Below are 21,791 nucleotides of genomic sequence, written 5' to 3' on the forward strand. Positions count from 1 at the left end.
TCCAGCATGTTTGTGCTATAATGAACTGATCATTTTTTTGGAAGCCGTAATTTGAAGGCCCAACACAGAAGGAGATTGAAAAAGTTTGAGCACATTTGCAGAGTTTGGTTTGGAGCCGGACGTACTTCAAGCCATATCAGAGATGGGATTTGAAGAGGCGACCCCAATCCAAGCGAAAGCTATACCCGTTGCCTTAGCAGGCAAAGACATGATTGGTCAGGCCCAAACAGGTACAGGCAAAACAGCAGCTTTCGGAGTACCGCTTATTAGCCGCATCGCTACAACGGAAGATCGTATCGTTGCCCTGATTATGGCCCCAACCCGTGAGTTGGCCATTCAAGTATCAGAAGAAATCGAGAAGCTTGGACGTTTCAAGGGACTTCGTTCCTTGGCTATATATGGCGGTCAAGACATCTCACGTCAAATCCGCTCCTTGAAGCGGAAGCCGCAAATCATTATCGGAACACCTGGTCGTTTGTTAGACCACATTAACCGTAAGACAATTCGTCTAGACGATGTACGTACAGTCGTTCTTGATGAAGCCGATGAAATGCTGGACATGGGTTTCATGGAGGATATTCAATCCATCCTGAAGCTAGTACCGGAAGAGCGCCAAACTTTGTTGTTCTCAGCTACAATGCCTACGAACATCCAGAAGCTTGCACAGCAATTCCTGCGTGATCCAGAACATATTAAAGTCGATTCAAAGCTGCTTAGCGCACCTTTGATTCAACAATTCTATGTTGAAATTCAAGAACGCATGAAGTTTGATGGTCTCTGCCGTCTTCTAGACATGGAGCCACCTGAGTTGGCCATTATCTTCGGTCGTACTAAACGTCGCGTAGCTGAATTATCCGAAGCGTTGATGAAACGTGGATATGCATGTGATGGACTACATGGTGACTTGTCGCAGAATCAACGGGATACTGTTATGCGTAAGTTCCGCGACGGCAGCATCGATGTATTGGTTGCAACAGACGTTGCGGCTCGTGGACTAGATGTTACTGGTGTAACTCATGTTATTAACTTCGATTTGCCGCAAGATCCGGAAAGCTATGTTCACCGGATTGGTCGTACGGGCCGTGCAGGTAAAGAAGGAACTTCTTGGTCCTTCGTAACTGCTCGTGAGACAGATCACCTTCACTTCATTGAGAAGGTTACTCGTCACCGTATTTCCAAGAAAATTTTGCCAACCTTGTCCGAAGCGATGGAAGGCAAGCAAAAGCTGATGGCGGAACGTATCATGGATACGGTTCGTGCAGAAGAAGACGTAACTCCATTCAAATGGGTTGCTATGCAATTGCTTGAGCAATATGATTCCGTTCAATTGTTAGCTGCAGCAATGAAATTGTTGACTGGCGACAAAAAAGATGTGAACATAGAGCTTACACCTGAAGATCCTATCCGTTCCAAGAAACGCAAGTTTGAAGGAAACCGTGGTGGATCCGGCAGCAGCTATGGTGGCAGCGGACGTCGTTATGGCGGCAGCAGCTCCGGTGGTAGCAGCTCTGGTGGTGGAGCTTGGCGTCAAGGAGGCCAAGGACGCAGCGATTCTCGTGGCTCTAGCAGCTACGGTGGTCAACGCAAGCCTTACCAAGGTAATCGTTCAAGCACGACTGGCCGCGATGATAGCAGCTACCGTGACGCAAACCGTGGTGGACGTCCAGAACGTAAGGATGATTCCCGTGGCAGCAGCCGCTCACCGAGCGAAGATTTCGTAAAAATCTAAACCAATAGCTTACTGACGATTGTCATCAGGGAGGAAACCCCATGGAAATGCGGGGCATGATGGGTGGCTTCTATCGGCTATCCGAATGGATCATGAGGTTGTCGGTTACGAATGTATTGTGGCTTATCACATCATTTCCGTTTTGGCTAATGGTGATCATTTTTCTTGGGGCTAAAGATACCGAGCAATTAAAGGCGGTTATCATTCCGCTTGCAATTGTAGCCCCCTTTACTCTGTTTCCGGCGACTTCGGCAATGTTCTCAGTCGCCCGGAAATGGGTTCTGGGCGATACTGATGTTCCGCTCTTTAAGACTTTTTTCCGTAGCTACAAGCAAAATTATTTGCAAGCTATGATCGGCGGCATCATTTATGCGCTATTGTTCGCGATATTGATTATTGACTTCCAGGTTTATTTAAAACAAATATCTGGATTTCAAATTATCGCGTACTTATTTGTAGCATTGCTGCTGTTACTGCTTATTTCTTTGTTGCATTTCTTCTCCCTTTTGTCTCATTTTCACATGAAAACGATTCAATTGCTCAAAAACGCCCTTATCTTGACGATTGGTCGTCCAATTCGTTCTCTGATAATGGCAATCGGAGCGGCTGCGGTTATTTTCATGAGTACTAGGTTCACGTTTCTGATCCCATTCTTCTTCGGAAGTATGATTGCGGTTTACACCTTCTACAACTTTAATCTGGTTATCCAGAAAATGATGCTGTTGAAGGATGCTGCTGAGGCAGAGACGTCCGAAACCGAAGAAGACGAAGAAGAGAAGAAAGCCTAAGGCAATGTGATTTTACTTTTCTTATCCACCTGCTTATAATGAGAATACTCCTGCCATGTTCGTTACGACGCTTAATTGTTTTGAACCAATGTTTGTTTCAAGGGAGCTCTAGATTTCTTAGTGGCTGACATGCCCCCGAAAAGGGAAGTCAAAAGCTGAGCTGCGGGCACCCACCTGCCAAAGCAGGTTCAGAAACATGCACGTCGGACGGCATGGCGGGTTTTCTCTATCCTTGGACTTTATTCCCCGGGTTAGGCGTGGTAAGATAGAATATAGCGCCAAGGGTACCCGGAGGGAGAGAGAGCATTGAAGCGTTTGCTGCTCGGTTTAATTCGCAGTCATGAAAACACTAGCGATAAGGCAAAAGATCCAAAGCTTAAATCTCATTATTATCGTCTGTCAAAGGACCGTGCTTGGGATGAGGTAACTTCCATTCTCAAGAAGATGAAGGGCTATAAAGTTCTTCACGAGGTTCAGACTGTCGGTGAGATCGTAATGGAGAAGAAATCAATGTCTGGCCGTACAATGGATATTACTATTCAGGTGGTCGGTACAAGCCCTGGTAATACAGCGGTTGATATCTACTCGGCATCTCGTGGATCGCTTGGCGATCTGGGTGCTAATTATCGAATCATTCAAGAGATTTACTCTGTATTAGATCGTAAGCTGTCCTCATATAAAGCATAAGTAAGCGGTTTAAACCAAATTAAAAGCGAGGAAGGCGCATGGCCTTACCTCGCTTTTGCTGTATTTTTTTACAATTTAGATCAGGCTTTTTACAGCTGCAACTGCTGCTTCGTAGTCTGGGTGATCAGCCATTTCATTCAGTACTTCTACATAAGTAATTTGATCATTTCCGTCTACGACGAAGATAGCTCTCATATCCAAGTGAAGCTCTTTAATTAGAACGCCATAAGATTTGCCGAAGCTGTTCTCTTTGTAGTCAGATAGTAGTACTACGCGATCTACTCCAGCTGCTCCGCACCAACGAGCTTGTGCGAATGGAAGATCTGCGCTTACTGTAATAATAACTACGTTGTCACCTAGTCCGGATGCTTCTTCGTTGAAACGACGTGTTTGTGCGTCGCATACACCTGTGTCGATAGAAGGAACAACGCTAATTAATTTTACTTTTCCTGCGAAATCCTTCAAGGAAGATGTTTCAAGCAGGTTCTTGTTAAGGGTGAAGTCTGGAGCTGCATCACCGGCTTTAAGTACGGGGCCAACAAGTGTAATCGGGTTACCTTTAAGTGTAACTGAACGTTCTTGGGACATGAATATGTTCCTCCTTCATTGATAAGGTTAGCCGTTATTATTATAATCGTTATCGAATACCCTTGTCCAATCTCTGGAACAAGCGGATGGACATGAAAGGGGATAGAATAGTGGAACTGCGTCAGCTTGAATATTTCGTACAGGTCGCGCGGCTTCAGCATGTTACGAAAGCGGCCGAGGAGCTTCATGTAGCCCAGTCGGCAGTCAGCAGGCAGATTCATCGGCTAGAAGAAGAGCTGGGCATACGTCTGTTTATGCAGCGTGGTCGCAATGTTCAGTTAACACCTGTAGGTCAGCTTTTTCTTAAAAGGGCAGAAGCCATACTCGGCGACTTAGATCGTGCGGTTATGGAAATTCATGAATTTTTAGATCCAGAGGTTGGAGAGATCCGGCTTGGATTTCCTCATAGCTTAGGCATTAACCTTGTCCCGCAGGTCGTGGCAGCGTTTCGCAAGCTTCATCCCAATGTGAAATTTAAGTTTCGACAAGGGATGTATCCCTCATTAATTCGCGATGTAGTAGATGCAGAGGTCGATATTGCTTTTATTTCTCCTTTTCCGGACAAGAACGATCAAGTAATTGGAGAGGTTGTGCTGACAGAAGAGCTGTTCGCCATTCTTCCGGAAAATCATCGCCTTGCTCATGAGGAGTCCATTAAGCTTGGTGATTTGAAGGATGAGACATTCGTTCTGTTCAGCTCTGGCTACTCTCTCAGACCTATTGTTTGGGATGCTTGCAGAGAGGCTGGCTTTACGCCGAAAATAGGCTTCGAGAGCGAAGAGGCAGGCACGATAAGGGGGCTTGTGGCAGCGGGGATGGGCGTCAGCTTGCTCCCGGAGATGGCGATGTATGAAACTAGCTCCATGATGCCTGCGGTCGTTAAAGTGAGCGAGCCGAGGATTAATCGGACAATTGGTTTAATCCGGAGGTCGGGTGAAAAGCTACCGCAGGTGGTTCATATGTTTCATACCTTCTTGCTTGATTTTTTTCAAAATGAGTATAAGCCACGTTGAGAAATGTTCAAAATTAGCGAAAGGGCCTGTCCAACTACCGAGGTAGTTGGACAGGCCCTTTGTTTATTTTCAAACCTTAATCCCGATTGCTTGTGAATATCATGATGTACTTCACTAATTCGAGAAGTGCGATCAGTGCGGCTGCTACATAAGTTAAAGCTGCGGCATTTAATACTTTGGCTACCCCTCGTTCTTCATCCTGGGTGATAAAGCCTTCAGATATCATGATGTCACGGGCACGTGAGCTTGCATTGAATTCAACTGGCAGTGTTACAAGTTGGAATGCGACTGCTGCTGAGAAAAATATGATTCCGACTCCGATAAGATTTAGTGATTGTAGCAGGAAGCCTCCAATAAGCAAGAGGGGTGCAAATCCTGAAGCGAAGCGGACGACTGGAAACATTCGGTGTCGCATGACGAGCATCGGATATGAGCTCTGGTGCTGAATGGCATGGCCTACCTCATGGCAAGCAACGGAGATAGCTGAGATAGAGTTCTCATAATATACTGGCTCTGACAGTCGTACGACGCGGTTGATGGGATCGTAATGGTCAGTGAGCCTGCCTGGAACAGGTTCGATCGGTACATCGTGCAGTCCGTTGCGATCGAGCATGCGTCTTGCTGCTTCATAACCAGTTAATCCGGTGGCGCTTTTCACTTCTGACCAATGATTGAATGTGGTTTTTACTCGGTATTGGGCCCATAGCGATAAAACAAAAGCAATAATGATGAGAAAGTCCATTGGGTGAAAGAAAAGCATGGGAGAAGTCCCCTCCAATTATTATTATTATTATTATAGTAGGTCTAAGTTATTGGGCATTACATGAAATTACCTTTTCCTAAAAGAAGAAGCAAAGCTTCTACACAGGCAGCAGTCTGTGGTGTAATAGCTCGAAAAAGTCGTTTGGCTTGCTGTGGCTTCAACTGCTCTAAAACAGGCTCTAGCTCCTTGACTTCGCGTTCCAGCATGGCTAAGTGTACTTGTAAGTCCGAAAGCTTACGAGATACCGCTTCATTCGTTACGACGTGATTAATGGAAGTGAATTGGTCACGAATTTCTTCCAAAGAATATTTCTGCGCCTTTAGCTGCTCGATACGGCGAATGCGTGTCAATGTTTCATCATCATATAGTCGATAATTTCCAGTAGATCTTTTGGCTGGAGCCAAAAGACCCAAGCCAGTGTAGTAATCAATGGTACGAGGGCTTATACCGGCCAATGTGGAAAGTTCTCCAATCCGGTACAGGCGAGCATTTATCGATCCATTCCTCATCGATATCACCTTTCCTTCCTGCGCGTTTCTTCATAGCTCTATCATACCGAATCGCGAACCATACAGTCAAACGTAGTGCTTTAGCCGTTATCATGGATCTCGTATGCAAAATGGTGCTATATGAGATGTGATGTTACATATAATGCCGTAAGTTGAGGTTTTCGAATGCTTGCTAATGAAAAAGGGGGAGGAGAACGTTTTTTTAGTGGGTTATGTAGGCTATTTCCTAACATTGAGCAGTTAAATCATGGTTAATGTTAGATTTTTGGTGTATTTTATTAATATTTTTATGAAAACTGTATTGTCAAATCGTCGATATCACCCTATAATGACATTAAGTCTTTCTTGATATGTCAGGAAACATTACACACTTAGGGAGTGGTTGTTATGATTAAGAAAAGTTTAATATCGCTAGGTGCATTGCTACTATTGTTTCCGACAATGGCGTTCGCTGAGGATCCATCAGCAAGTCAGCTTAACATGGGGCTTAACGCATTATGGGTGATGCTAGCTGCAATTCTTGTTCTTCTCATGCAAGGCGGATTTATTCTTCTGGAAGCTGGATCCACTCGAATGAAAAATGCAGGTCATGTTGCTGGTAAAACGATATTTACACTTGGGCTGGCTTCGATCGTTTATTGGGCAGTCGGATATGGAATCACATTCGGGGGCGATGCATCCGAATCACTAAATAAATTTATTGGTATAGGAGATTTCTTCTTCAATCCTAGTTTCGCTGCATTAGCTGGAGATGATTATCCATCGTCCGTATTCTTCGTTTTCCAACTTGCTTTTGCAGCAGTATCGCTTTCCATCGCATGGGGCGGCTTCGCAGAGCGAGCTAAATTATCGGCTTACCTCATCTTTACATTATTTTTCGTTTCTGTAATCTACCCAGTTGTTGCTCATTGGATCTGGGGCGGTGGTTGGTTAGCTGAAGATGGAGCGCAAGATTTCGCGGGTTCAACTGTTGTTCATTTAACAGGTGCAATGGCTGCATTTGCAGCAACTATCTTGCTGAAGCCTCGGATTGGGAAATTCAATAAGGATGGATCTGCCAATGAAATTCTTGGTCATAACCAAGTGTTTACTGCTCTAGCGGTTTTGATTCTGTGGGTAGGTTGGTTCGGGTTCAATGCAGGAAGCACAGCTGCTATAGGTGACGGATTCTTCGGCTTTGTAGCATTTAACACGCAGCTTGGCGCTGCAGCAGGTGCGGTATCAGCTCTGTTGATTTCCTGGCTCGTGAACGGTAAAGCAGATATTACGGCTATGCTGAACGGGGCTCTCGCAGGCCTGGTTGCTATCACAGCGTCTTGCGCATTCGTTGATCCTTGGGCAGCGGTAGTTATCGGTCTAGTTGCTGGTGTGCTTGTGTTCTTCAGTGCTAAATTTTTCGAGAAAATGAAAGTAGATGATCCTATCTTCGCTCTTTCGGTTCATGGAGCAGCAGGAGTTTGGGGAACATTGGCGAATGGTTTGTTTGCAACAGAAGAGTTGTCCGCTAAAGTAGGTGTTGGTAAAGCTGGTTTGTTTGAAGGCGGCGGATGGGGACAATTGTGGGTACAATTTGAATCGGTTGTCGTTTGCGGAGCATTCGCATTCCTTGCATCTTACATCGTATTGTGGGTTGTAAAACAAGTAATCGGACTCCGTGTAACAGAAGAACAAGAAATTATTGGTTTGGATTTGAGCGAGCATGGTAACTACGGCTACCCTGAGCAATTGAAAAAAGAGAATGCATCTGTATAATCAAATTGTCCATTAACTAGCTTAACTTAACGTAAATACAGGAGGGGTAGAAGCCGCATGCATAATCCCCAGCGGGAGAAGCGGTTGCTTGATATCGCCAGCGCCGAAGAGCTTGGACAATTAAGGTTCATAAGAGAAACAGAGCAGGATCAGTTGGCGACGGAGCTGTCCACCTCTCCAATAGATGAAGTAGTAGAGAGATTAAATGCGCTTCATGACTCTCTCATTACTCAAGCATTAAAGCTAGCGGAGGCTGATATGGCACGGTTGGGGCATGGGGCCCCTCCCGTGCCTTATACGTATATGCTGTATGGCAGCGGTGGGCGTTTTGAGCAGACGATGTGTAGTGATCAAGATAGCGGTCTTGTCTATGCGAATGCATCCGATGAGCAGGAAGATGAACGCTGTCGTAGCTTTTTTCCTAAATTTACGGAAACGGTGGTCCAATATTTAATTAAGCTTGGGTATCCCCCCTGTGAAGGCAAGGTTATTGCATCGAACCCAGAATGGTGCTTGTCATTGAAAGGCTGGGAGGGAAAAATAAATAGCTGGTTTACTGAACCGAGCTGGGAAAATGTACGCTATCTTCTCATTGCAGCAGATGGTCGTCCTATAGCTGGAAGCTTGGAGTTAGCGGGCAGGCTGCAGGAGTACTTTTTCAATGATCTAATTGAAAATCCAGTCATCGCACAGAGAATGATTGAAAATACGATTAGGTATAAGGTGCTAGTTGGAGTATTCGGTCAATTATTGACTGAACAGTATGGGGAAAATGCAGGTAGCTTAGATATCAAATATGGGGCTTACATTCCTATGGTTAACGCATTTCGGCTGCTTGCTGTACAGGCTGGCATCAGAGAAACAAGCACACTTAAACGAATCGAAGCCCTTCATAGTGCTAGCTTGCTGACACGGGAGGAAGCAGATGAAGCCTCTGAAGCATTTATTTTTTTCCTAAAGATGAGAATGCTTACGATTGTCACTGATGACAAGGGTCAATGGGTCGGAACGGGAAAAATCTCGCGTGAGCAATTAACAAAGGAAATAAGATTGCCGCTCAAAAAAGCGCTAAAAGCAGGTAGAAAAATTCAGCTTAGAGTTCAACGGGAGTTGCAGCACCGCTTCGGCGGGAGGTGGAGGCAATGAAGGAGCCCAAGGATACAAATTCAATGGGGCGAATGTGGAATTTATACAAGATGGGTGGGCTTACTCCTGCTATTGCATCTATGCTCGGTTCTTCCAATGCTCAGCAAATGGCCTTTATCCGTTCCATGTCACGTGATCAACGTAAGGAAAGCTCCTTAGAGATGCAGTTATCGGATATGGAGGCAGTTGTTTTCGATTTGGAAACAACCGGATTCTATCCGTATAATGGCGATGAAATTCTGTCTATTGGCGGAGTTATTATCCGTGGGGACAATTTTGAAGAAGCTGCACCGTTCTATCAGCTTGTGAATCCGAAGAGAAAAGTTCCTCGACATATAACGGAGTTAACGGGGATTACGAACGAGATGGCTGAGAATGCTCCCGATCTCATGCAGGTGCTGCATGATTTCATGAATTTTGCTGGAAAAAGGGTGCTTATTGCGCATGGTAGCGGACATGATAAGCAATTTCTGAATTCTGCACTCTGGCGGACGTCAAAGATTAATCTAACACACCGCATATTGGACACGATGATGATTGCTAAATGGTTGGAGCCCAAAGCCATCCATTATGGCTTGGATGAAGTGCTGGAACGCTACGGGGTTGAAGTAACAGAGCGCCATCATGCGCTTCATGATTCCGTAATGACTGCGAAGCTCTATTTTCGCTTCCTAAAGCTAATTGCTGACCGTCAGGTTACAACGCTCGGTGAGCTATATGCTTATTTAAGCCGCCATTGATCAATGACCAACAACCAACGGGTCGCTTAGTAGCCCTCAGTGCGTTGTTCGCATATGGATGGGTCAATAGGGCTCTCTTAGTAGCCGTGAGTGCGTTATTCGTGGGTGGAAGGGTCGATGCGACAATCATAGTAGCCGTGAGTGCGTTGTTTGTGTGCGGATGAGTATTTGAGGATGTCTTAGTAGCCCTCAGTGCGTTATTTGTGTGCGGATGAGTATTTGAGGTTGTCTTAGTAGCCGTCAGTGCGTTATTTGAGTGAGGGAGGAAGAATTCGGCTATCTTAGTAGCCGTGAGTGCGTTAATTGAGTATGGAAGGGAGAATTCGGCTATCTTAGTAGCCGTGAGTGCGTTATTTGTGTGCGGAGGGAGAATTCAGCTATCCTTAGTAGTCAGTGTGTTATTTGTGCGTGGAGTCTGGTTACGAGTATCAGTTTGTTAATAAAATAGGTATTTCAATAGAATGAGTGCCCATAACCTTTATGCCATCTTTTTTGTCGGAGCCGACTTCAACGCCAATTTTGAATGTTGCTGGTTGATGTGAGGCATTATTATCAGAAACTAAATCGATCACAACTGTTCCTGTGCCGCCACCTGTTGAAATGTAACTGTGATTTCTTCCGACTTCTATAAAAGTATTCCATTTATTAACCGAACCTGCAGAAGTCCACGTCGTTATGAAGTTCGATTATCTTTTACGACTTTTTGAATCAAGCCAAACACACCTCCTCCATAATGTAACTTCACATAATTTCACCAACTTATACCATATTACGGTAAGCGTCAAATAGCTCCCAACTTATCGTGAAGATGAGGGCTTCCTCCAACTAAATTTCACCACCGGTGCACGCGGGATAGAGAAGAGCGGCGATACCGACTAATTCGGGTCAGCAAGGCAAGTTTGAGATAGAGTAAAGCGGAGGGACCGACTAATTGGTGCTACAGTGGCACGTGTGAGATAGAATAGAGCGGCATCACCGACTAATTCGGGATACTGAGGCGCGTATGAGATGGAGAAAAGCGGGGATACCGACTAATTGGCGAGACAGTGGCACGTGTGAGATAGAATAGAGCGGCATCACCGACTAATTCGGGTCAGCAAGGCAAGTTTGAGATAGAGAAAAGCGGCGATACCGACTAATTGGCGCTACAGTGGCACGTGTGAGATAGAATAGAGCGGCATCACCGACTAATTCGGGTTACCAAGGCAAGTTTGAGTTAGAGTAAAGCGGAGGGACTGACTAATTGGCGCGACAGTGGCACGTGTGAGATAGAATAGAGCGGCATCACCGACTAATTCGGGAACCTGAGGCGCGTATGAGTTAGAGAAAAGCGGTGAAACCGACTAATTGGTGCGATAGTGGCACGTGTGAGATAGAATAGAGCGGCATCACCGACTAATTGGCGAGACAGTGGCACGTGTGAGATAGAATAGAGCGGCATCACCGACTAATTCGGGTTACCAAGGCAAGTTTGAGTTGGAGTAAAGCGGAGGGACCGACTAATTGGCGCGACAGTGGCACGTGTGAGATAGAATAGAGCGGCATCACCGACTAATTCGGACAGCAAAGCAAGTTTGAGATAGAGAAGAGCGGCGCCCCAGACTCATTCCCACCACCAAGGCGCCTTCCAGACAGAGCTGAGGTGAAGCTCGCCGAAACAATCCTTTACTGGACTTGTTTTCCTGGCTTAACCATGAAAAACACAAGGCCCAATGCGATGAAAGACAATGAGGAGACGGTGATAAATACGAGCTGGTGCGACATTCCCATTAACCATCCGAATAGGGGAGGGCCAAGGGCCACCCCAAAAAACCTCAAGCTACTGTAAAGGGAGGTAATCATTCCTCTTTCGGCCTTCTCAACTGCGCCAGTAATCATCGTATTTAGACAAGGCAGAAGCAACCCAGTTCCAATGCTGCTGACGGTTAACAGTCCGATGAATACATATAAATTTGAATTAAACCATATGGCCAGCGCTAAAGAAACAACCATCATTGCCAGGCCAATATTCATAAGCCAACGTATAAGTACGCCATTTTTTTTGATGATTGTACCTGTAAGGTAAGCGGTTAGCACCATGCCTAATAACGGAATGGCTAAGATAAGCCCTTTGCGCACTCCTATAATGGAGTAGGGCGGTTCCTCCAGTATGTTGGAAAGAAAGAACAGAACCCCGAACAAAATAAACAACGCCAATGATCCCCCGAAAAAAGAAGAAATCAACCAGCGACCCTGTTTTGCGAAAATACTCCGAATGGATTTCAAATATTGTTTTAATGGCTTAGGCTGCTCTTCGCGCTTCGGTTCCTTAAGGAGAAATATAACCGCTAGCAATGACAATAAGCAGAAGACTGGAAAAGCAAAAAATGCAGCATACCACACGATAATTGCAAGAAGAGCTCCCAGTATAGGGCTCACAACCTTGCCAGCACCGTTGGACGCTTCGATTAAGCCTAGCGCCTGGCTTTCCTCGCCATCTTTGAATAAGTCGCCTACTAAAGCCATAGCAATAGGAGCCGTGCCTGCAGCACCAATTCCTTGCACCGCTCTTGCCCCGATCAAGATTCCATAGGAGTCCCACACTGCACCCAAACCGGCCAGAATCCCCGCCCCTCCATACACAATGAGAGCAGGAATCATAACGGCTTTGCGACTGAATCGGTCAGAGAGGTAGCCGGCGATCGGAATGATAATAGCTGCTGAGAAGGAGAATAGACTTATGACCAGGCTGCTCTGAAATTTCGAAATGCCGAGCTCTTTACTCAAAGTGGGTAAAATAGGGACAAGCATGGAATTACCGAGAACGAGCACTAAAGGGACAGTCGAGAGGGCGATGTATTCCCATATTTTACTCTTCCGTCCCCCTGTAGAGCTTGGGGACGCTTTCTGTTTTGTTTCAGTTTGTGAGGTCATATCGCTTGTAAAAGTTACCGACAGCTTACGCTTAGATTCAGTTGTAGTGGACAATCCCATTCCTCCTTAGGACCCCAAAAGCCCCGTCTAAAGCCAATATCAAAGGTAAGGTGCCCACTTGAAGATTAAGGTATGCACTGGGAGATGGGATCATTTTCCGAAATAGACACGAAGCTGTCGTTGGAACGATGCTCACAAATGAGTTAAAATAAAATAACCATCCGAGATTGGATAGAAAAGAGTGAATATACGATGAAAAGAAATGTATTAATATTAGGTTTAGTTGTAATCGCTATTGTAGCGGTATGGATATGGGACTCACCAAGTGGTAAGGAAGGCAACCAGGCTACAGTGGGAGCCCCTGCAGGAAAAGTAGATGACCGGAATATCCCGTCTAAGCCATCACCTAAAGTAAATCATTATGCTCCATCTTTTAGCTTACCGTCCTTAGACGGAACTTCTACCTTCGAGGTAGGGGGCAAAAGGGATAAAGTACTTATCGTTAATTTCTGGGCGGCATGGTGCGGTCCTTGCGAGCTAGAGGCGCCCGATCTCAAGGATATTTATGAGAAGCACCAGGATAAGCTGGATTTATATGCGGTTAATGCAACCAATTTTGATAAGCTGAGGGAAGCAAAGGATTTCGTCAAGGAGCAGGAGCTTGTTTTCCCTATTCTTACAGATGCAAAAGGTGTTGCCGGGGATTTATATAAGGTATACTCGTACCCAATAAGCTTTATTATTGATCGTGATGGGGTCATTCGCCACAGGATTGAAGGGGTTATTGAACGAAAGCAATGGGAGATTTACCTGCAAGAGGTTATTAATTCGTAGACGCTTATTAAGACAGAAAATTAAAGGGATTTCCGTAAAGATCGAGCACCTGGATCTGAACGCGGAAGTCCTTTTTCTTTTTCCAAGTTTTCTTTTCCAGCGACAAAACAAAAAAAGAGAGGCCTAAGCCTCTCTTTACAGTCTCTACATTAATGATTAACTAGCCCATGCGATTCTCTTACGAGCTCATGGATGGTTTCGTCCTTCACCATGTCAAGCAAAGCATAACGGATGCTGTCGACAAGTGCTTCCCAGCTCGCTTCAATTACATTTGAGGATACACCAACGGTGCTCCATCTGTCCTTGAAATCGGTTGACTCAATTAATACCCGGACCTTAGCGGCTGTTGTATCCTTTTCATCTAGAACGCGTACCTTATAATCGGTTAGATGAATATCGCGGATTCCCGGATAAAACTGCACTAGAGCCTTACGCAGCGCGTTGTCTAATGCATTCACTGGTCCATTACCACCGGCAACGGTGTACACTTGCTCTCCAGCTACCGATATTTTGACAATAGCTTCCGTCGTCATCTCAGCTGCCGTTTTCTCAACCATGATTTTGAACGAATCTACTGTAAATACCTCTACCGAACTGCCGTAAGCATCGCGTAGCAATAACTCTAAGGAAGCATCCGCACCCTCGAACTGATAGCCTTGATGCTCTAATTCCTTAATGCGATCAATGACTTCGCGAGATTTCATGCTTTCTGAATTAACTTCGAGTCCCAGTTCCTGTGCTTTGGACAAAATATTGCTCTGACCAGCAAGCTCGGAGACAAGCACCCGTTGCTTATTACCAACGAGATCAGGAGAAATATGCTCATAGGTTTTGGAATCCTTCATAATGGCAGACACATGAATGCCGCCTTTATGAGCGAATGCAGCATTTCCAACGTACGGCTGGTTAACCGGCATATGAACATTCGCAATTTCGCTTACATACCGGGAAACGCTTGTGAGTGTCTTAAGCTGCTCGTCGCTGACACAGCTATAACCCATTTTCAACTGTAGCGTAGGTAAAATAGAGGAGAGGTTTGCATTCCCGCAACGCTCGCCATACCCGTTGATTGTACCTTGAATTTGACGGGCACCAGCCGTAATAGCCGCAAGTGTGTTAGCGACAGCTAGTTCAGCATCGTTATGTGTATGAATTCCAATTGGAGCATCAATAGTGGACACCACTCGTGAAACAATTTCACTGATCTCACCAGGTAGCGTACCGCCATTTGTATCACATAGCACGATCCAATTGGCTCCTGCATCCTTTGCTTTTGCTAGTGCAGCAAGCGCATATTCAGGGTTTGCTTTATAGCCGTCGAAAAAATGCTCTGCGTCGAATAGAGCTTCCATGCCGCTTTGTTTAACGAATGCTAATGATTCGTAAATCATCGCGAGATTTTCCTCCAACGTTGTTTGCAGAGCGGTGTGCACATGGAAATCCCATGACTTTCCAACTAGTGTAGCCGCTTGAGCACCAGATTCCGTGAGGTGCTTCAAGTTAATATCTTGCTCACACGTGCTATTTTTCCGCCGAGTACTTCCGAACGCTGTTAGCTTCGCCTGAAGCTGTAGCTCGCGGACACGACGAAAAAACTCGATGTCTTTACTATTGCTGCCGGGGTTTCCGCCTTCAATATAGTGGACGCCTAAAGCATCGAGCTTAAGAGCGATTTTAACTTTGTCGTCAGCCGTTAAACTGATGCCTTCACCTTGCGTACCGTCGCGCAAAGTGGTATCGAAAATACATAGGGGAGTAGACATGCGTAAACAAAAGGCCTCCTTAGGTAAAAACAGGTGAAACTATTATATCACGGCTTACTGGAAATGTAGAGGGGAACAGCGTGTTAAGGGCTACATTGCGGGAACAATCCGTTCCTCTGTATAATTAGAAGCTATAGGGGGAGTGATCATGAGCGAGAGCGCGGGTAAGCTACGAATTATTTTGCATATAGATATGAACGCGTTTTATTGCTCCGTTCACGCCGCCGAGGAACCGGATATATACAAAGGAAAACCTACGGCTGTTGCCGGTAGTGTTGAATTGCGCAAAGGAATTGTCGTGACAAGCTCCTATGAGGCTAGAGCCAGGGGAGTTCGAACGGGGGTTACAGTACGACAGGCTCTTACTGTTTGTCCAGAGCTCATCATTATTTCTCCTGATTTCGATTTATATCGTAAATATAGCCGTGGGTTTATGAGAATTGCGGGCAACTATACTCCGCTTATTGAAGCGGTGTCCATTGATGAGTGCTTTCTAGATATTACAGGAAGCTCACAGTTCGGGACGCCCATTGAGATTGCTGAAACGATTGCCCGTCGGGTAAAAGAGGAATTGTCCCTGCCCTGCTCCATCGGAATAGCACCGAATAAGCTATTAGCTAAGATGGCTTCTGATATGCGCAAGCCTGATGCAATAACGATTCTTCGAAGGCGAGAAGTGCCGAAGCTGCTCTGGAGTAAGCCTTGTCAGACCTTATACGGTATTGGTGCCCGAACGGCGGATAAGCTACTACGGCTGAATATTCGGACGATTGGGGAGCTAGCAGCCGCGAATGAGAAGGTGTTAGTGGAGCGGTTCGGTGTGTACGGAGCTTGGATGAAGCAAGCGGCGAATGGCATTGACGACTCCCCTGTAGAGCCGTTGCAGGAAGGACCGAAATCAATCGGGCATACGACGACTCTCCCAGCAGATTTAACAGGCCGAGAACAATTTCGTCGTGTATTGCTTAATCTCGCCGACCAGACAACCCGAAGGCTAAGGCATCAAAGGATGGTGTCCTCTACCATTCAGATTACGATCCGAGATCCTGATATGCGGACGATCACGCGATCTTCCACTTTAGCGATCCCAACGGATACTGTGGAAGACGTCTACCGGGTTGCCTGTCGTCTTATGGAGGCTCACTGGAAGGAAGGGAGTCCAGTACGATTGCTGGGCATTACTTTGCAGACCTTGGCTTCTAAAGAAGAAACCCCCTTGCAGTTGGATTTGTTCTCCTATGAAGAGAGCCCTAAGAAGGATAGGCTCATTACTGCTATGGACTCTTTAAGGGATAAATATGGTGAAGATGCGGTGCTGACAGCAGGGATGCTTGGGGACGATCCATCAACTCTTATTCGGAATAAAAAATTAAGAGGAACCTCGCTTCAGAAGGATTTTTTGCGTGAAAAATCACCTGACATTGAGAATGATTATTAAGTACTATTCACGATGATTATGATCTGTGATTTCGTTTGATCTCTGCGACGTTTTGTATTATATTGATCAGTAGTAGTCTATTATAGATGCGACTCGGATTTAATCAAGGAGGTTAATTTATGTCTAAGTATACTTATGTAGATAAAGACACATGTATTGCTTGTGGCGCATGTGGCGCAACTGCTCCAGACATTTATGATTACGATGACGAAGGCCTAGCAGAAACAATTTATGGAAGCGATGGCAATCATGGTAATACTGAAATTCCAGAGGATCTTTATGATGATTTGCAGGATGCAGCTGATGGCTGTCCTACAGACTCCATTAAAGTAGCAGATTCTAAGTTCAACATGTAATTCAACGGTAATGAAATCAAAAACCCGTTTCTAGGTGCACAGACCTAGAAACGGGTTTTTATTCGTACGTAAATGACAACTTTTTTCATAACTTTTTTCACATAAGTCATCATTTAGATAAAATACAACATAAAACCCATAGCTTAAGTTATAATTAATTTTGTAATTGGAATCATTTACATAGGGAGGCAGGTTTTTTTTGAAAGAGCGTATTAGAAGAATGACCATTGTTTTGAATGTCCTTTTAATAGTTGCTGTATATTTCATCTATAGCTCTCATTCTATGCAGAAGATTGACAATTTATTGTTTGATTATGATATGAAGCAGGTAAGGGATGGTATTGCTGATTCGCGGATCGTTGTTGTTGCAATTGACGATGAGTCGCTAAGTCAGTTAGGAAGATTCCCATGGGATCGTGCCGTATATGCCCAACTGCTAGCCAACATGAACGAGGAAGGAAATATCCCTACCTCAATTGCTTTTGATATTGTTTTTAGTGAGGAAAGCGGTAATCCGGACAGTGACATGGCTTTTGCCGAAGCATTGGCCGAGTATCCTAATGTTATCTTGCCTGTTGTGGGGATTACAGAAAATAATATAAACAACCGAACTGTGGTTAAGCGAGATCAGCTGTTGAAAGCAGTTAGTGTGTCGGAGCCCTACCAATTATTCGCAGATGTAACCAAGAAGGCACACATCAACCGGGTTATTAGTCCAGACGGGGTCATTCGGCAAACCTGGTTAAAGATTCAATCCCCAACAGGTGAAGTTATCCCTTCATTGGCGTATTTATCGGCACAGATGGCTGGTGTGGATCTCAGTAAATACGATGCTATAACGGACCCTAGTAAAACGGCAGAACAAATCGCGAAAAATACCATTACAATAGATTATCAACTAAAAACAGAAAATTTCACGACGGTGTCGTTTGTACAGGTTCTGAATGGAGAGGTTCCTCCAGACTTATTCAAGGATTCGGTCGTCTTTATTGGGTTTACGGCAGTAGGATTATCGAATGAGGGTGGGCAGGACACTGGGGTAACACCGATTGAGAAAGATATCAAAATGGTGTACGCACATGCTAACATCACTAATCAGCTACTTAAGGGAACATCAATCTCTTTTACTTCTAACTGGTCAGAGCTTGTCTTAATATTTGTGCTCTTTGTCCTGTTTGGCATTCTCCCGTGGAGATTGAAAAATATTTACTCTATTCTTATTTTCTTGGCTGTCTTCTCATGCGTTCTATATGGACAATTTGCTCTCTATCAGCAATCAGCCATACATATTAATATCATTTATGCATTACTTGCGATGATGCTGGCATACCTCGCTAATGTCTCGCTTAAGTCATATATGGATAGTGTTCAGAAGAGCTTCGTAACACGCCAGTTTGGGCGATATATCTCACCTGATCTCGTGAAGCAGATCGTCGCTCAGGATATTGAGATCAAATTAGGCGGAGACCTTAAGACTATATCCATTTTATTTCTTGATATTCGGGGGTTCACCCCATTATCTGAGAAATTGACTCCATCTGAGCTCGTTGACACCTTGAATACGATGTTTAATATGATCACCGAGACAACTCTTCGTAATCAGGGAACGATAGATAAGTTTATCGGAGATGCGGCTATGATTTTATTTAATGCTCCGCTTGAAGTTGTGGACCATGAGCGAATGGCAGTTAAGACCGCATATGAAATTCAGCAGGGCATGAAGAAGATTAAGGACGAGATCATGGAGAAATATCAATGTGAGGTTAACGTTGGGATTGGGATTCATGCGGGACCTGTTGTTGTTGGAAATATAGGCTCTTATTTGCGGGTAGATTACACGGCGATTGGTGATAACGTCAATATTGCGGCCAGAATCGAATCACAAACAAAGAAGGGACAAGTTCATGTCTCCGAGCAGGTTTATGAGAAAACAAAACAATATTACCGCTTCGATGAGGGAGAAGACCGTATGTTCAAAGGTAAATCTCATCCGATACGGGTGTATGAGGTTCTTGGCATAGTTGAATAGCTTCAGTTTTTTATGATAGCAGAAGTATCTATACAAATTCTGAACAAATAATTGAAGGGAGATATGAATGATGAAAAAGTTCAGTTTGCATTTTATTGTAGCTTTACTAGTGTTAATGCCTTTACTTGGAGCTCTAGCCAATGAGTCTTCGGCTGCAGCATCGCGCGTGTCCGTTATTAAGGAGCTAAAGGGATCAGTGAAGGTCAAGAAATCTGGGGGCTCCAAGGAGTTTACGGCTTTTGTAAAAATGAGTCTGAATGAGGGAGATATTCTAAAGGTAGGTGCAGAGGGCTCTGCAGTGCTTCAATTTGGTAACGGTTCCTCGGAGGATGATCTAATGACGGTTTCCTCTAACACAACCTTGACCTTCTCCAAGCTTTCGGATAACAAAGGTACGACAACCAAAATCAGCATGCTAAAGGGCTCTGTATGGTCAAGTGTTAAATCTATTAAGAACAAGGACGACAAATTCACATTGGAAACCCCTACCGCGATCATGGGTGTGCGCGGTACGAACTTGCTTGTGAGTGTCGATCCTTTCACTGGAGATTCCAAATTTGTTATTTTATCAGGTGTAGGATCTATTGAACCACAGAAGAATAATCCTACGCTTGTGACTTTATTCCCGAACCAGCAGGTTACGATAGACGATCGCAATGAGACGGAACAGTTTCCAGATGAAGTGATTATACTTGATCTGGAAAATTTCACGAAAATGATGGGTGCGAGTGCCAATCAAATTATTAAGGCAATCATAGTAGCGAAAGCAGAAATAGATAAGGAAAATGATGAGTTTATTAAGAAGAAGCAACAAGAGCTACAAAATAACAATAAAGATGATCTCGACAGGATACTTCAGAATTTAAACAACCTTATCGCAAATATAATAAAAAGTTCTTTTAATGATAAGAAGATTGATAAGGATAGTATTCTAAAAATCGTCGACGAAGTTAATAAAACGCTAACACAACCGAAAAAAATTGATCTAGACAACACAGTACCACTGCAATTGACAGAACAGGAAAAGAAAAAGCAAGAGGAGCTTAGAAAGCTTGAACAGGCCAAGTTGGAAAAGCTACAAAAAAGTAAAGAGCAAGAGGAGCTTCTCCGTCAAAAAGACGAATTGGCCAAGAAACTAGCAGATCTTAAAAAGAAAACAGATGACGCAAATAAAAAAGCGGAAGATGATGCTAAGGAGAAGGCAAAGCTAGATTACGAGAAACAGCTTTCTGAGCTGGAAAAGAAGAAGTTTGAAGAGGAAAGCAAGAAGCGTGAGCAGGAGCTTAAAAATCAAACAGCTAGCCCAACTCCTACTCCTAGCCCGAGCTCTAACACAGGAACAGGTCCGACACCAACACCGACACCGACACCGACACCGACACCAATGCCAACGTCGCCCTTTATCCTGTTTTTCAATAATCCAGGCGCATATACATGGGCCGAAAAAGATTTCTCTTACGAATCATCCGTTCAGGAGTATTCTTTTGATTTGATCTTTAATACACAGTTGGCCCTCATAAAGCGAAATCAGATCCCGGGAGAATATGTTGTAAGTGTCGAATACAGTAATCAAGAAACTGGCAACAACTATGTCCAAGTTCCGTTACACGAAATTGAAAATGGATATATCATCCCGCTTACAGTTAGGGAAAACAAAATTAAAGTTCATACTGAATCTGGTGAATCTAGTGAATTAATAGAGAAAAGTTATACCCTTACGGTTAATAGGAGCTCAGCACCGGAAGGACTGGCAGCTTGGAATGCATCGGCAATAGACAGAAATGAAGGCGTTTATTCTTTTGAGTGGCAAGGGACAGGAGTAGACAAGTATGCTTATGATTTGAGAACTTCTAGCGAAGTATCCCGAATATTCGATACGGTAAAATTATCGCTCGAATTTCAACCGGGAATTACGAATGCAGAGCTACATTATAAAGATGCAAACACAGAAGACAGGACCATAAGGTGGTCTGATAGTGGGTTGAAATCTATCGAAAACCTTCCTCAAGGATACATCTTTATGCAATTAAAATTATTTACAGGTAATCAAGTTTCACATACTATGGGTCTTTGGTTGATTAATGGAAATGCCGATCTTAATAGAGATAAACCGTTAGTTATTACGGATAATCTTAATGCTCCTCTTGAGTATAAGTTTGAGTATGAGTTTGAGGGTTATGATAATTATATTATTTTTGTTCCTGAAGAAGCGACAAGCATTTCATTAGCGAATAATGAATCCTCTAATATGCTAATACAATCCGTTTATTATGGTGATGAAAAATACACTACGGGTAATAACGGGAGTATAATGCTCCCCTTGTCAGAAGGGGAGTCATTCTTTACGGCTAATTTCGGAGACATTAGTGGTTTAGAATATGAGACCATGTATTATGAATTTCAAGTCGTACGTGTTCCTACTGGAATTGCGAATTGGAGTATACAAAACAGCTATTCCGACTTTTATGACTACTGGGACAAGGAAGATAACTCAGGTGAGTACTCTACGACAACACCTGACAATGAATTGTTTCTCAATATTTCTACAAAAGAAAATGTGTCTTTAAAAATTTTCAAAGGATCAGAGCAAATAGCTCCTCCAAATCCAAGATATCGACTTGAGGGGCTTGAGGTTGGTGAGAATAAATTTACGATGTCAATTACTAGTAATTCAACAACTAAAAACTATACATTAGTCGTGTATAGGCTCCCTCCTCCTGCTTGAGCAAGAGCTTAAAATCTT

The 21,791-nt window shown here is 44.2% G+C and carries 17 protein-coding genes and 1 other RNA gene; 13 read left to right on the forward strand and 5 right to left on the reverse strand.

What is annotated here, in order from left to right; translation table 11 throughout:
• The first annotated feature begins 85 nt into the window (after positions 1–85).
• From KCTCHS21_RS09835 to KCTCHS21_RS09850, 4 genes are all read left to right on the forward strand, one after another.
• Complete coding sequence (locus tag KCTCHS21_RS09835) at positions 86–1,729, forward strand: degradosome RNA helicase CshA (RefSeq protein WP_130607235.1); 1,644 nt, start codon at positions 86–88, stop codon at positions 1,727–1,729.
• A 41-nt stretch (positions 1,730–1,770) separates the two neighbouring features.
• Positions 1,771–2,517 (forward strand): YesL family protein, encoded by a 747-nt coding sequence (locus KCTCHS21_RS09840; protein ID WP_130607238.1) that lies wholly within the window; start codon positions 1,771–1,773, stop codon positions 2,515–2,517.
• Positions 2,518–2,561: 44 nt separating this feature from the next.
• Positions 2,562–2,743, forward strand: a non-coding RNA gene (gene ssrS, locus KCTCHS21_RS09845) — 6S RNA.
• Between the two features lie 80 nt (positions 2,744–2,823).
• The gene (locus tag KCTCHS21_RS09850) at positions 2,824–3,204 is read left to right on the forward strand and encodes a DUF1499 domain-containing protein (protein ID WP_130607240.1); all 381 of its coding nucleotides are present in this window, start codon (positions 2,824–2,826) and stop codon (positions 3,202–3,204) included.
• 75 nt (positions 3,205–3,279) lie between these two features.
• On the opposite strand, the gene tpx is transcribed toward KCTCHS21_RS09850, so the two are convergent.
• A complete protein-coding gene (gene tpx / locus KCTCHS21_RS09855) occupies positions 3,280–3,792 on the reverse strand; it encodes a thiol peroxidase (protein WP_130607242.1) in 513 nt (170 codons plus the stop codon).
• 110 nt (positions 3,793–3,902) lie between these two features.
• Here tpx and KCTCHS21_RS09860 point away from each other — a divergent pair, with 110 nt between their 5' ends.
• Positions 3,903–4,805: a glutamate biosynthesis transcriptional regulator GltC gene (locus KCTCHS21_RS09860; RefSeq protein ID WP_130607244.1), complete on the forward strand. Its 903-nt coding sequence runs from the start codon at positions 3,903–3,905 to the stop codon at positions 4,803–4,805.
• Between the two features lie 76 nt (positions 4,806–4,881).
• On the opposite strand, the gene KCTCHS21_RS09865 is transcribed toward KCTCHS21_RS09860, so the two are convergent.
• Both KCTCHS21_RS09865 and KCTCHS21_RS09870 read right to left on the reverse strand, forming a co-directional pair.
• A complete protein-coding gene (locus tag KCTCHS21_RS09865) occupies positions 4,882–5,565 on the reverse strand; it encodes a zinc metallopeptidase (RefSeq protein ID WP_130607246.1) in 684 nt (227 codons plus the stop codon).
• Between the two features lie 59 nt (positions 5,566–5,624).
• Positions 5,625–6,077, reverse strand: coding sequence for a MerR family transcriptional regulator (locus KCTCHS21_RS09870; RefSeq protein ID WP_130607248.1), 453 nt, complete (start codon positions 6,075–6,077; stop codon positions 5,625–5,627).
• Positions 6,078–6,464: 387 nt separating this feature from the next.
• Between KCTCHS21_RS09870 and KCTCHS21_RS09875 the strand changes: the two genes are divergently transcribed.
• Genes KCTCHS21_RS09875 through KCTCHS21_RS09885 form a run of 3 tightly spaced genes read left to right on the forward strand, consistent with a single transcriptional unit; the run spans position 6,465 to position 9,715 of the window.
• The gene (locus KCTCHS21_RS09875) at positions 6,465–7,829 is read left to right on the forward strand and encodes an ammonium transporter (RefSeq protein WP_130607250.1); all 1,365 of its coding nucleotides are present in this window, start codon (positions 6,465–6,467) and stop codon (positions 7,827–7,829) included.
• A 57-nt stretch (positions 7,830–7,886) separates the two neighbouring features.
• On the forward strand, positions 7,887–8,975 hold the full coding sequence (locus KCTCHS21_RS09880; protein ID WP_130607252.1) for a DUF294 nucleotidyltransferase-like domain-containing protein: 1,089 nt from the start codon (positions 7,887–7,889) through the stop codon (positions 8,973–8,975).
• On the forward strand, positions 8,972–9,715 hold the full coding sequence (locus KCTCHS21_RS09885; RefSeq protein ID WP_130607254.1) for an exonuclease domain-containing protein: 744 nt from the start codon (positions 8,972–8,974) through the stop codon (positions 9,713–9,715). Before KCTCHS21_RS09880 ends, KCTCHS21_RS09885 begins: the two co-directional genes overlap by 4 nt.
• A gap of 1,665 nt (positions 9,716–11,380) precedes the next feature.
• Here KCTCHS21_RS09885 and KCTCHS21_RS09890 read toward each other — a convergent pair.
• Positions 11,381–12,628, reverse strand: coding sequence for an MFS transporter (locus KCTCHS21_RS09890; RefSeq protein WP_232058231.1), 1,248 nt, complete (start codon positions 12,626–12,628; stop codon positions 11,381–11,383).
• Positions 12,629–12,880: 252 nt separating this feature from the next.
• Between KCTCHS21_RS09890 and KCTCHS21_RS09895 the strand changes: the two genes are divergently transcribed.
• Positions 12,881–13,462, forward strand: a complete 582-nt coding sequence (locus KCTCHS21_RS09895; protein WP_130607258.1) for a peroxiredoxin family protein — start codon at positions 12,881–12,883, stop codon at positions 13,460–13,462.
• 149 nt (positions 13,463–13,611) lie between these two features.
• On the opposite strand, the gene cimA is transcribed toward KCTCHS21_RS09895, so the two are convergent.
• Entirely contained in the window at positions 13,612–15,225 is a 1,614-nt protein-coding gene (gene cimA, locus KCTCHS21_RS09900) for a citramalate synthase (protein ID WP_130607260.1), read from the reverse strand.
• Positions 15,226–15,373: 148 nt separating this feature from the next.
• Here cimA and KCTCHS21_RS09905 point away from each other — a divergent pair, with 148 nt between their 5' ends.
• From KCTCHS21_RS09905 to KCTCHS21_RS09920, 4 genes are all read left to right on the forward strand, one after another.
• Entirely contained in the window at positions 15,374–16,663 is a 1,290-nt protein-coding gene (locus KCTCHS21_RS09905; protein WP_130607262.1) for a DNA polymerase IV, read from the forward strand.
• 119 nt (positions 16,664–16,782) lie between these two features.
• Complete coding sequence (locus tag KCTCHS21_RS09910) at positions 16,783–17,019, forward strand: ferredoxin (protein ID WP_130607264.1); 237 nt, start codon at positions 16,783–16,785, stop codon at positions 17,017–17,019.
• Between the two features lie 199 nt (positions 17,020–17,218).
• Positions 17,219–19,048, forward strand: a complete 1,830-nt coding sequence (locus KCTCHS21_RS09915; protein WP_130607266.1) for a CHASE2 domain-containing protein — start codon at positions 17,219–17,221, stop codon at positions 19,046–19,048.
• Between the two features lie 67 nt (positions 19,049–19,115).
• The gene (locus KCTCHS21_RS09920; RefSeq protein ID WP_130607268.1) at positions 19,116–21,773 is read left to right on the forward strand and encodes a FecR domain-containing protein; all 2,658 of its coding nucleotides are present in this window, start codon (positions 19,116–19,118) and stop codon (positions 21,771–21,773) included.
• The last annotated feature ends 18 nt before the right edge of the window (positions 21,774–21,791 follow it).

Source organism: Cohnella abietis (genome assembly GCF_004295585.1).
GTDB lineage: Bacteria > Bacillota > Bacilli > Paenibacillales > Paenibacillaceae > Cohnella > Cohnella abietis.